Consider the following 14,827-nt stretch of genomic DNA (forward strand, 5'->3'; position numbering starts at 1 on the left):
TTGCTGCACCAACGCGCCCGCCCCCTGCTGGGCACCCTGGTGATGCTGCGCCTGCGCGACGAGCACGGCGCCCGGGCCGAGCAGGCCATGGCCCAGGCCTTCGAGGCGGTGGCGCTGATCGACCGCCTCATGAGCGCCCACCAGGCCGGCAGCGATCTGCATCGGCTGGCCGGCGCGCGGGCCGGTGATCTGATGGAACTTCACCCCCACACCGCGCGGGTGCTGGTGCTGGCCCACTATTGGCAGCGCCAGAGCGCGGGCGCTTTCGACCCCTTGCAGGCCGGCGCCGAGCTGGCCCGACGCGGCCTGCGGCCCGCACTGGCGCCGGCCTTGGGCCAGGCCCTGGCCAGCTGGAGCTCTCTGAGCTGGGTCGCGCCCCACACGGTGCGCGTGGACGGTGCGCTGCCGCTGGACTTGGGCGGCATCGCCAAAGGTTACGCGGTGGACTGCGCCTTGGCCGTGTTGCGCCAGCACGGTGTGCCCGGCGCCCTGGTCAATGCCGGCGGCGATCTGCGGGCCTATGGCCCCACGCCCTGGCCGATCGAATTGCGCCTGCCCGAAGCCCCCACCCGCACCCGGCGCCAGCCGGGTCTGCGCGGCCTGCGCGACGCGGCCCTGGCCTCGTCGGTGAGCGGGCTGCAACGCGCTGACTGGGTGCGCACCGGGCACACCCGACCGGGCGCCCGAGGGCGGCCTGGGTTGCTGCCCACGGCCTGTACCGTCATGGCGCTGGACTGCGTGAGCGCCGACGCCTTGACCAAATGGGTGCTGCAGTGCCCGGCCGGTGCGCCGCAGGGGCGGCTGGCGCGGGTGTTGCGCGCCCACCGGGCGCGGGTGTGGCTGGCATGAACCGGCGCCACCCCCCTCATCATGGGGCCCACCGCCCGCCACGCTGGCGAGCCGGCTGGAGCCGCCGTGGCATCGGGGCCCTGGTCGTGCTGCTGCTGGGGCTGTGGCTCAGCGGCATGGCCTTGTGGGCCTGGGGCGGCGAATGGTCACCCGACACACCGCCCTGGCAAAACCAGGCCCACCGCGCGGCCCAGGTGCTGCACGGCGTGCTGGTGTGGGCCGTGTGTGCGCTGGCCGGGCGCTGGCTGGGGCCGCACGCGTTGCAGATGTGGGGGCGCAAAGGCGCCCGTGTGGCCTGGTGGCTGGGTTTGCTCACAGCCGCCCTGGGGGCCTGGGTGGCGCTGGCCGGTCTGGGACTGCTGTACGGGCCAGCCGACTGGCGCGAGGCCCTGGTGGCCCTGCATTGGTGGCCGGGCCTGCTGTGGCCGCTGTTGGCTTTGGGGCACGGCCTGTATCACCGCTGGCTGGGGCGCTGAAGGCGGGTAGCGCAGGGCAGGGCAGGGGGCATCGGCCACTGCCACCGGCGCTTCACGTTCTGAAGGCACAATCTCGCGCATGCTGATTTACCCCCAATTCAACCCCGTGGCCCTGCAGCTGGGGCCCTTGTCCGTGCACTGGTACGGCCTGACCTACCTGGCCGCCTTCGGCCTGTTCATGCTGCTGGGCATCCAACGCCTCAAGCACCAGCCCTACGCGTCGTTGCAGGGCCCGCAGGCCTGGAGCCGGCGCGATGTCGAGGACATCCTGTTCTACGGCGTGCTGGGCGTGGTGCTGGGCGGGCGCCTGGGCTACTGCTTCTTCTACAAGCCCCTGCATTACCTGAGCCACCCGCTGGAGATCCTGCAGATCTGGACCGGGGGCATGAGCTTTCACGGCGGCCTGCTGGGCGTGATCGTGGCCCTGGTTTGGTTTGCCCGGGCGCATCACCGGCCCTGGCTGCAGGTGACCGATTTTGTGGCCCCTTGCGTGCCCACCGGGCTCGCGGCCGGGCGCGTGGGCAACTTCATCAATGGCGAACTGTGGGGGCGTTTCAGCCCGCCAGACCTGCCCTGGGGCATGGTGTTCCCGCAGTCGGGCTCGATGCTGCCGCGCCACCCCTCGCAGGTCTATCAGATGCTGCTCGAAGGGCTGCTGCTGTTCGTGCTGCTGTGGCTCTATGCGCGCAAGCCCCGTCGCCTGGGTGAGGTGTCGGCCGCCTTCTTGCTGGGCTATGGCGTGCTGCGCTTCACGGCCGAGTACTTCCGCGAGCCCGATGCCTTCCTGGGCCTGCTGTCCATGGGCATGAGCATGGGCCAGTGGCTGTGCGTGCCCATGGTGCTGGGTGGTGTCCTGATGTGGCGCTGGGCCCAGGGGCAGCCCCTGCCGGGCGCTAGCGCCCGCTGAGGCCGCAGGCGCCTTGGTCTGCCAGGTGCAGGCTGGGTGCAGGCCCGGTGTCGGCCTGGCCTGTATCTCCCCGAACAGGGGCCTTGCTCGGGCCGGGCCTGTTCTCTGCAACCGGTATTTCAGCCCAGCTTCAGCCTGGTTTCGGGGGTAAACACCGAGGGCTGGGTGCTTGTACTGGACGCTCAAATCAAAATAATTAGCTGTAATTATGAAAAATTACAGCGCCCAGCCTCTCTGCCGTCCTGGCCTTGGCCCGGTGCACGGCCGCCCGCGGCGGCCAGCCCACGCCACACCGGAGCGGCCATGCGCCTGAAGCCCAACTCCCTGCACAGCGAGGTGGCCGACCAGTTGCGTGAGCGCATCTTCAATGGTGAGCTGGCGCCGGGCATGTTTCTGGACGAGGTGGCCCTGTGCGAGCGCCTGTCCATCTCACGCACCCCCTTGCGCGAAGCCCTCAAGGTGCTGAGTGCCGAGGGCTTGCTGCGCCATGAGCCGCGTCGGGGCTGCTTCGTCAACGAGGTGACCGAGCGCGATCTGGACGAGATCTTTCCGCTCATCGCCTTGCTGGAAGGGCGCTGCGCCTACGAGGCGGCCCGCCATGTCAACGATGCCGACCTGGCCACGCTCGCGGTCTTGCACGATCAACTGCAGGCCTGCGCCCAGGCCCAGCAGCTGACCGAGTACTACCAGGTCAACTACCAGATCCACGAGGCCATCATCCGCCTGGCCGACAACCGCTGGCTGGCGCAGACCATTGCTGACCTGCGCAAGATCCTGCGCCTGGCCCGCCTGCAGTCCTTGCAGGCCCCGGGGCGCATCGGGCAGAGCCTGTCCGAGCACCTGGCGGTGCTGGCGGCCCTCAAGGCACGCGATGCCGAAGGGGCCGAGGCCGCCATGCGAACCCATCTGTTGCGTCAGCGTGAGGCGCTGCGTGACCTGGCCCGTCAACAACCCAGCCGACTCCTCGCATGAACGCCACCACCACCTGGATCAGCCGCCGCGTCTCCAAACTGCTGCCTGCAGCCCTGGCCAAGGATGAGGCGGCTGCGGGCACCCCGGTCAAAAGCGAAGCTGCTGCCACCCCCTTGCGTGGCCCCGGCAGCGCCCCCGCGCCCAGCCCGCGCGGCAAGCCGCCCCAGCGCAGCACCCGCGAGCGCCTGGAGGCCACCCTGCGCCAGGGCGACGAGGCGCTGTCGCCGCGCATGCTGCGGCGGGCGCTCGACGAGCTGCGCGGCATCATCGACCCGCGCGTCAGCGAGGTCGAGGGCGGGCGCCGCGCCGCGGCCCTGGCCGTCTGGTACCAGGGCGCCACGCCGGCGCGCCGGCGTGACCTGTGGCTGCTGATGAGCGAGATGTTCGTGGCCGACGCCGACAAGGCGCGCGAGGCCCAGGCCCGTTTTGCAGCCGCCGTGGGCACCCCGGACGAGGCCGTGGCCGAGGTGCATTACCGCCGTGCCACCGTGTCGCCACGCCGACGCCTGCTGCAGCGCTTCAGCGTGTACCCGGGCGGGGTGCAGTTCCTGGTCGATCTGCGTGCCGAGCTGCAGCCCCACCTCAAGGCCGACCGGCGCCTGCAGGCCCTGGATGTGGAGATGGAGTACATGTTCTCCACCTGGTTCGATGTCGGGTTTCTGGACCTGCGCCGCATCAGCTGGGATTCGCCGGCCTCGCTGATCGAGAAACTGATCCAGTACGAGGCCGTGCACGACATCAAGAGCTGGTCCGACGTGAAGAACCGCCTCGACAGCGACCGCCGCTGCTATGGCTTCTTCCACCCGCGTCTGCCCGAGGTGCCGCTGATCTTCATCGAGGTGGCCCTGCTCGACGACATGGCCAGCGACATCGTGCCCCTGCTCGACGAGTCGGCCGCAGCGGCCGACCTGCAAAAGGCCACCACCGCGATCTTCTATTCGATCAGCAACACCCAGGTCGGCCTGCGCGGCGTGAGTTTCGGCGACTCGCTGATCAAGCGCGTGGTCGATACCTTGAAGGAAGAGTTCCCCAAGCTCAAGACCTTTGCCACCCTGTCGCCCATCCCGGGCCTGCGGCCCTGGTTGCAGCGCAACCTGGCGGCCCAGTTGGAGCGCCTGGACGAGCGTGCCCTGCGTGAGCTGGGCCGCGCCGTCAGCTTCGAGCCGCCCAGCACCGAGCATGTGCTGGGCGCCCTGGACAAGCCGCTGGCGCTGGACGCCAAGTCGCCGTTGCGCCAGTTTCTGCTGCGTTGTGCCGCCCAGTACCTGGGGGCCGAGTGGCAAGAGGGCAAGCCGCTGGACCCGGTGGCGCGCTTCCACCTGGGCAATGGCGCCCGCGTGGAGCGCTTGAACTGGGCTGGCGACCCCTCGCCCAAGGGGCTCAAGCAGTCGTATGGCCTGATGGTCAACTACCTGTACGACCTCAAACGCCTGGACAAGCACCGGGCCCAGCTGGCGCAGGGGCGCATCCCCATGGCCGCCGAGATCGAGGGCCTGCTCAAGCCCTGAAGACGGCCTGCGGCCTGGGCCCCGGCGGGGCCCGGGCCCTTTGTCAGGCCGGGCATTTTCCGAGCCGGGACGGCCCACCGAAGGCCGCCCGCATTCCATCACGACAGGAGACAAACCGCATGAACCGATCGATCCAACGCCGCGCCTTGTTGCGCACCGCATCCCTCCTGGGCAGCACCGCTGCCCTGGGCCCGCTGGCCGGGCTGGGCCAGGCCTGGGCGCAAAGCGCCTGGCCGGCCAAGCCCGTCAACATGGTGGTGCCGTTTCCGGCCGGTGGGGGCACCGACGCTTTTGCCCGACCGCTGTCGGCTGCGTTCTCCAAGCAGACGGGCAAGCAGCTCATCGTGGACAACCGGGGCGGCGCCGGGGGCACGCTGGGGGCGGGCATCGCGGCCCGGGCCGCACCCGATGGCTACAACCTGTTCATGGGGGGCGTGCACCACGCGATCGCGCCCTCGGTCTACCCCAAGCTCGATTACGACCTCGAAAAAGACTTCATCCCCCTGGCCATGCTGGCCAACGTGCCGCAGGTGCTGGTGGTCAACCCCAAGAAGGTGCCGGGCGATTTCAAGGCCTTTCTGGCCGCGGTGCGGGCGGCGCCGGGGCAATTCAACTTCGGCTCGGCGGGTGGCGGCACCTCGCACCACCTGGCCGGCGAGCTGTTCAAGCTCCAGACCCGCACCTTCATCACCCACATCCCCTACCGGGGGGCCGGCCCGGCCTTGCAAGACCTGATGGCCGGCAACGTCGACATGGTGTTCGACGGCCTGGGTTCCTCGGCCACCCACATCAAGGGCGGGCGCATCAAGGCCTTGATGGTGTCGGGCGCCAAACGCAACCCGGCCTTCCCCGACGTGCCCTGCGCGGCCGAACTGGGCCTGCCCGAGTACACCGTCACCACCTGGTACGGCCTGTGGGCGCCCAAGGGCACCCCGGCCGATCTGCAGGCCCAGATCGTCGAGCAGGTGCGCGTGTTGGGGCAGTCTGAGGAAATCAAGGCCGCGTGGGCTCAAAATGGCGCCGAATTCACGGCCAGCACCCCGCAACAATTCGGGGCTTTCGTGAATGGCGAAATCAAACGCTGGGCTGCGGTGGTCAAGGCCTCCGGTGCCAAGCTCGATTGACAACACAATTCCATCCAGAAAGGTCAATGCATGTCAGCACAGGTACGGGTCGAGCCGGGCTTCGAAGGAGAGGCCCTGCCCGGGGTGGTGCAGGTGACGCTGTCCAACCCGGGCAAGCTCAACGCCATGTCACGCCCCATGTGGCAGCAGCTGCGCCAGGCCTTTGTCGAACTGCAGGCGCGCGATGATGTGCGCTGCATTGTGCTGCGCGGCGAGGGTGGGCATTTCTGCGCCGGTGGTGACATTTCCGAGTACCCCGACTTTCGCTTCGACGAGGCGGCCCTGCGCCACTTCCATGAGGTGGAGGTGTGGGGCGGCCTGTCGGCCATGCTGGCCTGCGATGTGCCGCTGATTGCCTGCATCGAGGGCGCCTGCATGGGTGCCGGGGTGGAGTTGGCCAGCACCTGCGACCTGCGGCTGGCCGGGCAGTCGGCCCGTTTTGGCGCGCCGATCGCCCGCCTGGGCTTCCCCATGGCCCCGCGCGAGGTGGCCCTGGTGCGGGCAGCGGCGGGGGATCTCTCGGTGCGCCAGATGCTGCTGGAGGCCGCCACGCTCGATGCCCCCACGCTGCTGGCGCGGGGCTTTCTGACCCGGCTGCTGCCCGACGATCAGGTGGCCTCTGACGCCCGCCAGAGCGCGGCCCGCATCGCCACCCTCGCGCCCCAGGCCGCCCGGCTCAACAAGCAGACCTTGCGCGCGCTGGCCACGGCCTTGCCTGAAGCGCTGCTCGACTCCGCCTACGCCTATGCCGACAGCGCCGAGCACCGCGAGGGCATTGCCGCCTTCCTGGCCAAACGCACGCCCGCCTTCTGAGGCCTGCCGGCCCGCTTTCCCATCCTCCATCCTTTTTTTCTCCTGCTTTCATCATGACGACGAACCAGAACCTGTTTGCAGCCCTGCGGGCGCAGTTTCCCGCTGATCTGGACGCCACGGCGGTGGAGACCGACAACGGCCTTTTCTACACCTGGCGCGACCTGGACCACGCCACGGCCCGCATGGCCAACCTGCTGGCCTCGCTGAACCTGCCCGCCGGCGCGCGGGTGGCGGTGCAGGTCGAGAAATCGGTCGAGGCCATGGTGCTGTACCTGGCCACGCTGCGCGCGGGCTATGTGTTTCTGCCGCTGAACACGGCCTACCAGAGCGCCGAGATCGAGTACTTCATCGGCAATGCCGAGCCCGCTGTGGTGGTGTGCAGCGCCGCCAACTTCGGCTGGGTCAGCAAGATCGCCTTCAAGGCCGGTACGGCGCACGTCTTCACCCTCAACGACGACCGCACCGGCTCGCTGCTGGAGCGGGCGGCCCACTTTGGCGACCAGCATGAGGTGGCGCCCTGTGCGGCCGACGACCTGGCCGCCATCCTCTACACCAGCGGCACCACCGGGCGCAGCAAGGGGGCCATGCTGAGCCACGGCAACATGCTGAGCAACGCCGTGATGCTCAAGGACTACTGGGGCTGGCAGCCCGGCGACGTGCTGATCCATGCGCTGCCCATCTTCCACGTGCACGGCCTGTTCGTGGCCATCCACGGCGCCCTCATCAACGGCAGCAAGATGATCTGGCTGGCCAAGTTCGACCCCAAGCTGGTGATCCGCAAGATGCCCGAGGCCACGGTGTTCATGGGCGTGCCCACGCTGTACGTGCGCCTGCTGGCCGACCCGGGCCTCACGCGCGAGGCGGCCTCCCACATGCGCCTGTTCATCGCCGGCTCGGCCCCCTTGCTGATCGAGACCTTCAAGGAGTGGCAGGACCGCACCGGCCACACCATCCTGGAGCGCTACGGCATGAGCGAGACCATCATGCTGACCTCCAACCCTTACGTGGCCGACGCGCGCCATGGCGGCCAGGCCGAGCGCCGTGGCGGCACCGTGGGCTTCCCCCTGCCCGGGGTGTCGCTGCGCGTGCAGTCCGACGAAGGTGCTGCCTTGCCGGTGGGCGAGATCGGGGGCATCCAGGTCAAGGGGCCGAACGTGTTCAAGGGCTACTGGCGCATGCCCGAAAAGACCGCCGAAGAGTTCACCGCCGACGGCTTCTTCAAGACCGGCGACGTGGGCAAGGTGGATGAGCGTGGCTACGTCACCATCGTGGGCCGCGCCAAGGACCTGATCATCAGCGGCGGCTACAACGTCTACCCGGCCGAGATCGAGAGCTACATCAACGAGATGCCCGGCGTGGCCGAGAGCGCCCTGGTGGGCGTGCCGCACCCCGATTTCGGCGAGGTGGGCGTGGCCGTGGTGATTGCCAAGCCCGGCGCCACCGTCGAGGCAGCCCAGGTGATCACCACGCTGAAGGGCCAGCTGGCCAACTTCAAGATCCCCAAGCATTGCTATGTGGTGGCCGAGCTGCCGCGCAACACCATGGGCAAGGTGCAGAAGAACCTGCTGCGCGACCAGTACAAGACGCTGTTTGCCTGAGTTCGGGCCGGTCCGGCCATCCCCCAACAACACAGAAGGAGACTTTTCATGAGGTTCTTGACGAGGGGGTTGCGGCCCTGCCTGGCCCTGCTGGGTGTTTTGTTGTGGGCTACGGCCGCCCAGGCCCTGGGCCCCTTGCCCGATCCCAAGACCTTGCCGGCGCGGGTGGAGCTTCACGCCTTGCCCAGCCTGACCCTCAGCGATGCCGACTTTCTGACTGGCAATGCTTCAGCAGGCCAGCCCGTCACGGTGGGGGCCGAGTTGCGCCTGGCCAATGTGCCGGGTCGCCAGCCGGCGGTGGTGCTGGTGCATGGCTCCAGCGGCATGGGCGCGAACGGCGAGATGTGGGTGCGTGACTTGAACGCCATGGGCATTGCCACCCTGGCCATCGATGGGTTCACCGGCCGCGGCATCACCACCACCGGGGCCAATCAGGCCCAGCTGGGGCGGCTGAACCTGTCTCTGGATGCTTACCGGGCACTGGAGCTGCTCGCCAAACACCCGCGCATCGATCCGCAGCGGGTGGTGCTGATGGGTTTCTCGCGCGGCGGCCAGGCCACGCTGTTTGCCGGCCTGAAGCGCTTTCACGAGGCCTGGAACCGCAGTGGCATCCGCTACGCGGCCTACATTCCTTTCTACCCCGACTGCATGACCCAGTACCTGGGCGACATGCAGCTCGATGGCCCGGTGCGCATCCACCACGGTCTGGCCGATGACTACAACCCCGCGGCACCCTGCCGCGCATATGTCGAGCGCTTGCAGAAGGCGGGGCAGGATGTGCAGATCAGCCTGTACGAAGGGGCACACCACGGCTTTGATTCGCCGCTGGCCCCGCAGCCGGCGGTTCAGGCCAAGGGCTCGCAGACGGTGCGGGCCTGCAGCATCCGCGAAGAGGCCCCGGGGCGGCTGGTCAACCAGGCCACCGCTCAGGTGTTCAGCTACCAGGATGCCTGCGTGCAGCGCGACCCCTACGTAGGGCACGACCCGGTGGCCACAGAGCGGGCCAGGGCCTCTGTGGCCCAGACCCTGCAGGCCTTGTTCAAATTGCCGGCACCATGAAAAACGGGCTCCGAGGAGCCCGTTTTTCTTGCATGTTCTGCCGCCGCCTCAGATGTGCAGCATGGCGGCCGCACCGATGGCCACGCCGACACCGGCCACGCCGAACATGCCGTACTGCAACCAGCGCTTCTTGGTCAGCAGGGCAATCGCCGCCAGCGCGATGGCCACTTGCAGCGCGGTGGTCGACTGGGCCCAGCGGTGGTGCAGGTGCATCTGCTCGTCGGATTGTTCGTCCCACTGCTTGGCTTCGGCCTCGAGCTTGTCGGCCACGACCTTGATTTCGTTCTTCTCTTTGTCGTAACGCTCCACCTTGGCCTGGTAGGTGGCCTTCTTGTCTTCGGGCGCCAGGTCGCGGGCCAGCTCGGCCAGCGATTGCTTGGTGCTCTTGGACTGGAAGTAATTCCACTGGTTGGAGGCTTCGGTCTTCTTGATGGCCGCGTTGTTCTTGTACAGCCCGGCATTGGCCTGGGTGGCACCGCCCATGTAGGAGAAGATGGCGCCCACCGTCGCGATGATGGCCGTGAACATCGCGATCTGGTTGGTCATGCTGTCGCCACCATGCTGGGCTGCGTGCTCCAGCTCATGGTCGTGCGGGCCGTGGACGTGGAATCCGTGTCCGGACATATCAAGCTCCTCGTTGTTGTGTGTAGGTGACAAAACTGAATGTCAGGCCGCTCGATGACTGCTGTGTGTCGCGCGCCACCTCGGTCCAGCCTGGGCCGAATTGTGGCGCAAAGGCGTCGCCCTCAAAGTCTTGCGCGATCTCGGTCACCACAGCCCGGTCGGCCAGTGGCAGGGCCTGGGCGTACACCTCGGCCCCGCCGATGACCCACACCTGCTGCTCGGGCGGCAGCAGGGCCAGGGCCTCGGCCAGTGAGCCGGCGCGGTGGGCGCCTTCAGCCGCCCAGGCCGGGTCGCGGGTCAGCACGATGTTCTGCCGCCCGGGCAGGGGGCGAAAGCGCGGCGGCAGCGAGTCCCAGGTACGCCGCCCCATGATGACGGGGCAGCCCAGGGTGTGGCGCTTGAAATGGGCCAGGTCCTCGGGCAGGTGCCAGGGCAGGGCGTTGTCGCGGCCGATCACGCCATTGGCGGCCCGGGCAAAAATCAGGTTCAGAGGCATGGGCTGGGCTCTCAGACGGCGACCGGGGCCTTGATGGCGGGGTGGCACTGGTAGTCCACCACCTCGAAGTCTTCGTACTGGTAGTCGAAGAGGCTGTCGGGGCGGCGCAGGATGCGCAGCGTGGGGTAGGGGTAGGGCGCCCGGGCCAGCTGGGTCTCCACCTGCTCGTGGTGGTTGCTGTAGATGTGGCAATCGCCACCCGTCCAGATGAAGTCGCCCACATCGAGGTCGCATTGCTGGGCCACCATGTGGGTCAGCAGCGCGTAGCTGGCAATGTTGAAGGGCACGCCCAGGAAGATGTCGGCGCTGCGCTGGTACAGCTGGCAGGACAGGCGGGCACGTTCGCCCGGGGCCTGGGCGGGTGCCACATAGAACTGGAAGAAGGCATGGCAGGGCATCAGCGCCATCTTGTCCAGATCGGCCACGTTCCAGGCGCTCACGATGATGCGGCGCGAATCCGGGTTGCTCTTGAGGGTCTTGATCACTTCGGCGATCTGGTCGATGTGGCCGCCGTCGGGCGTGGGCCAGCTGCGCCATTGCACGCCATACACCGGGCCCAGGTCGCCGTCTTCGCGGGCCCACTCGTCCCAGATCGTCACGCCACGCTCTTTCAGCCACAGATTGCTGCTGGAGCCGGTGAGAAACCACAGCAGCTCCTGGATGATGGAGCGCAGGTGCACCTTCTTGGTCGTGACCAGCGGAAAGCCCTCGTTCAGGTCAAAGCGCATCTGGTAGCCGAACACGCTGGTGGTGCCTGTGCCCGTGCGGTCGCCCTTGGCCACGCCTGTCGTGTAGACGTGGCGCATGAAATCTTCGTACTGGGAACGAACGGGGCGTTGGGTCGGTTGGGGCGGTTGGGTCATGGGGCAGGCGCGCTGGTCTGTGTGTGACCGGCGATTTTAGGGGGTTCGCCGGCTGCCAGTGCATTCCGGCAGGTCGTGACCTTCTGTCCATATCGCCTGGCTGGCCGGCTTGGGCGCATGCTTCGGCCCGCCCAAAATGGTCCGCACGTGCCCTGTCTGTCTGCGACCGCCGGTGCGTAGGCCACTCTGGCTGGGCCTGTCGCGTCAACCTCTTGAGGATGGGAGAACCGATCATGTTTTTGCAGCTGTTGTCTTCGCGCCCGGCCCTGGGCGCCGTTCTGGCACTGGCCAGTGCCTTGGGCACTGCCACCCCGGCGCTGGCCGATGGGCCAACCGGCGGGCTCAGGGATGAGCCCGGCGCCTTGATGGCCCAGGCCTTTGACTACGCCTACCCGCTGGTCGCCATGGGCCGCCTGCGGGCGGCGTCGCTGGGGGCCGGGACCGAGGCCGCACCCAACCCTGCATGGCAGCACCGCCGCGAGCTGGCCGACCCGGCGCGCCGGGAGGTCACCACCCCCAATGTCGACACCTTGTATTCGCTGCTCTGGCTGGACCTGCGCCAGGGGCCTGTGGCGCTGTCGCTGCCCGACATGGCCGGGCGATACCACTCGCTGGCCTTCATCGACATGGTGGGCAACAACTTTGCCATGCTGGGGCGGCGCCTGAACGGCACCCGGGCCAGCCAGCACGTGCTGGTCGGCCCGGATTGGCCAGGGCCCATGCCGGCAGCGGCCCGCGTGATCCGGGCGCCGTCCAACGATGTGCTGGTGCTGGCGCGCATTCTGGTGGATGGGCCGCAGGATCTGCCGGCGGTGCACGCCCTGCAGGATCAACTGGGCGCCCAGCCCCTGGCCGCGGCCCCCCGGCCCCCGGTATGGGATGCCGCGCCCCCCCTGGGCCCGACCCCCCAGGCCTTTGTGGACCTGGCCAACCGCATGCTGGAGCGCAACCCGCCACCGGCCTACGAGCAGGCTTTGCTCGGCCGCCTGGCGGCCGTGGGCCTGTGCGGTGCCGCATGCGCCTGGGATCGTCTGTCGCCCACCCTGCAGGCGCAGTGGACGCAGTCCTTGCCCACCTTGCTGGCAGGCCTCAAGACCACAGCCTTCTCCTCGGGCCGCACGGTCAACGGCTGGCGTTACGGGCAAGCCAACCTGGGCCAGTTCGGCACCGACTACCGCTACCGGGCCAGCACCGCGCTCAGCGGCCTGCTGGCCCTGGAGCCGGTGGAGTCGGTCTACCCCAGCACCGGGGTGGATGCCCAGGGCCTGGCCCTGAGCGGGGCGCACCGCTACCGGCTGCGCCTGCCGGCCGGGGGCTTGCCGGTGAATGCCTTCTGGTCGCTGTCCATGTACGAGGTCGAGCCTGATGGGCGCCTGTTCTTCAGCGCCAACGCCTTGCGGCGCTACGCCATCGGCGACCGCACGCCGGGCCTGCAGGTGGCGGCCGACGGCGCGGTCGATTTGATCATCCAGCACGAGGCGCCTGCGACGGCCGAGCAGGCGCGCAATTGGCTGCCGGCCCCCCGGGGTGACTTCCGCCTGGTGTTGCGCGCCTACGAGCCCAGGGCCGCCTTGCTCGACGGGCAGATCACCCTGCCTGCGGTCGAACGGCTGGACTGAGTGGGGCGAAGTGGATCAGCCCTTTGAACCTTGCGCTGCGGCATCCACTTCCTTGAACACCTCTTTGGCGGTGCGGAAGCTGTCGATGGCGGCCGGGGCGCCGCAGTAGATGGCGGTCTGCAGGAACACCTCCTGGATTTCCTCGCGGGTCACGCCGTTGGTGAGGGCGCCGCGCAGGTGCAGCTTGAGCTCGTGCGGGCGGTTCAGCGCGGTCAGCATCGCCAGGTTGAGCAGGCTGCGGGTGCGGCGGTCCAGGCCGGGCCGGTTCCAGATCTCGCCCCAGGCGTATTGCGTGACCAGCTCCTGCAGCGGGCGGTTGAAGGCGTCTGCATTGGCGATGGCGGCGTCGACGTACTCGCTGCCCAGCACCTCGCGGCGGGTCTGCAGGCCGGCATCGAAGAGTTCCTGGTTCAGAGGCATGGGGGTTCCTTGAGGGTTTGAAAAAAGCGAAGGGCTTGAACAGCTCGCGACCCAGGCGCTCAGACCTCGATCACCCGGCCCGGGTTCATGAGGTTCTGTGGGTCCAGGGCGCGTTTGATGGCGCGCATCAGCTCCAGCGCCACCGGCGATTTGTAATGGGGCAGTTTGTCGCGCTTGAGTGAGCCCACGCCGTGTTCGGCCGAGATCGAGCCCTGGTAGTGCTGCACCTGGTCGTACACCAGGGTGTTGACGCGCTCCTCCTGCTCACGCAGAAACGCCTTGGGGTCGCCATCGGCCGGGGCCTGCACGTTGTAGTGCAGGTTGCCGTCGCCCAGGTGGCCGAAGTTGACCAGGCGCACGCCCGGGATCTCGCGCTGCAACAGGGCATCGGTCTCGGCGCAGAAGGCCGGGATGCGCGACACCGGGATGCTGATGTCGTGCTTGATGTTCAGGCCCTCTTCGGCCTGGGCCAGCGGAATGCTCTCGCGCACATGCCACAGCTGGTGGGCCTGGCTCAGGTTTTCAGCCACCACGGCATCGAGCACGATGCCTTGCTCCAGGGCCAGCTCCAGCAGCTTCTCGAAGCGCTCGCGGGCGTGGGCCTCCGACTCGCTGTCGGAGTTTTCCAACAACACGCCCCAAGGCGCATCGTCCTGGCCCAGAAAGGGCACGCGCAGCTGCGGCATGTGCTTGCCCACCAGGCTGAGGGCGAACTGGCCCATGACCTCGAAGCCGGTCAGCCCGGCACCCAGTTGCTGATGCGCCAGGCCCAGCAGGCTCACGGCGGCCTCCAGCGAGGGCAGGGCGGCCCAGGCGGTCAGGCAGGCGGCGGGCTGGGGGAAGAGCTTCAGGGTGGCGGCGGTGATCACGCCCAGCGTGCCTTCGCTGCCGATGAACAGATCCCGCAGGTCGTAGCCGGTGTTGTCCTTGCGCAGGCCGCTCAAGCCGTCCCAGACCTCGCCCTGGGCGGTGACCACTTCCAGCCCCAGGCACAGTTCGCGCGTGTTGCCATAGCGCAGCACCTGGGTGCCACCGGCATTGGTGCCCAGGTTGCCGCCGATGGTGCAGCTGCCCTCGGCCGCCAGGCTGAGCGGAAACAGGTAGCCGGCCTGTTCGGCCGCGCTTTGCAGGTTCTGCAGAATGCAGCCGGCCTCGACCGTGAAGGTGAGGTTGTGCGGATCGATCTGACGCACCGCGTTCATGCGCGTGAGGCTCAGCACCACCTGGCGACCGCTGTCGTCGGGGATGGAGCCGACGGCCAGGCCCGTGTTGCCACCCTGCGGCACCACGGGCGTGCCGGCCGCCACGCAGGCCTTGACCACGGCCGCCACCTCGGCCGTGCTGGCGGGTCGCACCACGGCCAGCGCCTTGCCGCGCGAGCGGCGGCGCCAGTCCTGCTCCCAGGCGCTGAGGTCGGTGGCAGGGTCATCATGGGTCAGCACATGGGCGGCGCCGACGATGCGGATGAGTTCGGAGATCAGGTGGGCAGACATGGTCAT

General features: G+C 68.5%; 15 protein-coding genes. 10 read left to right on the forward strand and 5 right to left on the reverse strand.

Annotated elements, in window-relative coordinates:
- The 9 genes from L880_RS32195 (at nucleotide 1) to L880_RS0110640 (ending at nucleotide 9,306) form a co-directional block, all read left to right on the forward strand.
- On the forward strand, nucleotides 1-849 hold the full coding sequence (locus L880_RS32195) for an FAD:protein FMN transferase (RefSeq protein WP_051443226.1): 849 nt from the start codon (nucleotides 1-3) through the stop codon (nucleotides 847-849).
- Entirely contained in the window at nucleotides 846-1,325 is a 480-nt protein-coding gene (locus tag L880_RS0110605) for a hypothetical protein (protein WP_027475658.1), read from the forward strand. Before L880_RS32195 ends, L880_RS0110605 begins: the two co-directional genes overlap by 4 nt.
- A gap of 79 nt (nucleotides 1,326-1,404) precedes the next feature.
- A complete protein-coding gene (gene lgt, locus L880_RS0110610; protein ID WP_027475659.1) occupies nucleotides 1,405-2,232 on the forward strand; it encodes a prolipoprotein diacylglyceryl transferase in 828 nt (275 codons plus the stop codon).
- Between the two features lie 303 nt (nucleotides 2,233-2,535).
- Nucleotides 2,536-3,204: a GntR family transcriptional regulator gene (locus L880_RS0110615; RefSeq protein ID WP_027475660.1), complete on the forward strand. Its 669-nt coding sequence runs from the start codon at nucleotides 2,536-2,538 to the stop codon at nucleotides 3,202-3,204.
- On the forward strand, nucleotides 3,201-4,712 hold the full coding sequence (locus L880_RS0110620; RefSeq protein ID WP_027475661.1) for a malonyl-CoA decarboxylase: 1,512 nt from the start codon (nucleotides 3,201-3,203) through the stop codon (nucleotides 4,710-4,712). The genes L880_RS0110615 and L880_RS0110620 overlap by 4 nt, the downstream gene beginning before the upstream one ends.
- A 119-nt stretch (nucleotides 4,713-4,831) precedes the next feature.
- Complete coding sequence (locus tag L880_RS0110625) at nucleotides 4,832-5,836, forward strand: Bug family tripartite tricarboxylate transporter substrate binding protein (protein WP_027475662.1); 1,005 nt, start codon at nucleotides 4,832-4,834, stop codon at nucleotides 5,834-5,836.
- Between the two features lie 30 nt (nucleotides 5,837-5,866).
- Entirely contained in the window at nucleotides 5,867-6,649 is a 783-nt protein-coding gene (locus L880_RS0110630; RefSeq protein ID WP_027475663.1) for an enoyl-CoA hydratase/isomerase family protein, read from the forward strand.
- Nucleotides 6,650-6,702: 53 nt separating this feature from the next.
- Nucleotides 6,703-8,247, forward strand: a complete 1,545-nt coding sequence (locus tag L880_RS0110635) for a malonate--CoA ligase (RefSeq protein ID WP_043329149.1) — start codon at nucleotides 6,703-6,705, stop codon at nucleotides 8,245-8,247.
- Between the two features lie 48 nt (nucleotides 8,248-8,295).
- Nucleotides 8,296-9,306 carry a dienelactone hydrolase family protein gene (locus L880_RS0110640; RefSeq protein WP_027475665.1) on the forward strand — a complete coding sequence of 337 codons (1,011 nt, stop codon included), beginning with the start codon at nucleotides 8,296-8,298 and terminating at the stop codon, nucleotides 9,304-9,306.
- A gap of 48 nt (nucleotides 9,307-9,354) precedes the next feature.
- On the opposite strand, the gene L880_RS0110645 is transcribed toward L880_RS0110640, so the two are convergent.
- From L880_RS0110645 to L880_RS0110655, 3 genes are read right to left on the reverse strand one after another with little or no spacing between them, the layout of a single operon-like run.
- Complete coding sequence (locus tag L880_RS0110645; protein WP_027475666.1) at nucleotides 9,355-9,930, reverse strand: DUF4337 domain-containing protein; 576 nt, start codon at nucleotides 9,928-9,930, stop codon at nucleotides 9,355-9,357.
- A gap of 1 nt (nucleotide 9,931) precedes the next feature.
- Nucleotides 9,932-10,426: a dihydrofolate reductase gene (locus tag L880_RS0110650; protein WP_027475667.1), complete on the reverse strand. Its 495-nt coding sequence runs from the start codon at nucleotides 10,424-10,426 to the stop codon at nucleotides 9,932-9,934.
- 11 nt (nucleotides 10,427-10,437) lie between these two features.
- Nucleotides 10,438-11,289 carry a thymidylate synthase gene (locus L880_RS0110655; protein WP_027475668.1) on the reverse strand — a complete coding sequence of 284 codons (852 nt, stop codon included), beginning with the start codon at nucleotides 11,287-11,289 and terminating at the stop codon, nucleotides 10,438-10,440.
- Nucleotides 11,290-11,522: 233 nt separating this feature from the next.
- On the opposite strand from L880_RS0110655, the gene L880_RS32200 reads away from it, so the two are divergent.
- Nucleotides 11,523-12,908 carry a DUF1254 domain-containing protein gene (locus tag L880_RS32200; RefSeq protein ID WP_051443227.1) on the forward strand — a complete coding sequence of 462 codons (1,386 nt, stop codon included), beginning with the start codon at nucleotides 11,523-11,525 and terminating at the stop codon, nucleotides 12,906-12,908.
- 15 nt (nucleotides 12,909-12,923) lie between these two features.
- Here the strand turns inward: L880_RS32200 and pcaC are convergent, their stop codons facing one another.
- Nucleotides 12,924-13,328 (reverse strand): 4-carboxymuconolactone decarboxylase, encoded by a 405-nt coding sequence (pcaC, locus tag L880_RS0110665; protein ID WP_043329152.1) that lies wholly within the window; start codon nucleotides 13,326-13,328, stop codon nucleotides 12,924-12,926.
- Between the two features lie 59 nt (nucleotides 13,329-13,387).
- Nucleotides 13,388-14,821, reverse strand: coding sequence for an FAD-binding oxidoreductase (locus L880_RS0110670; protein WP_027475670.1), 1,434 nt, complete (start codon nucleotides 14,819-14,821; stop codon nucleotides 13,388-13,390).
- Between the last annotated feature and the right edge of the window lie 6 nt (nucleotides 14,822-14,827).

The sequence above is a fragment of the Curvibacter gracilis ATCC BAA-807 genome (assembly GCF_000518645.1).
Lineage (GTDB): Bacteria > Pseudomonadota > Gammaproteobacteria > Burkholderiales > Burkholderiaceae_C > Curvibacter > Curvibacter gracilis.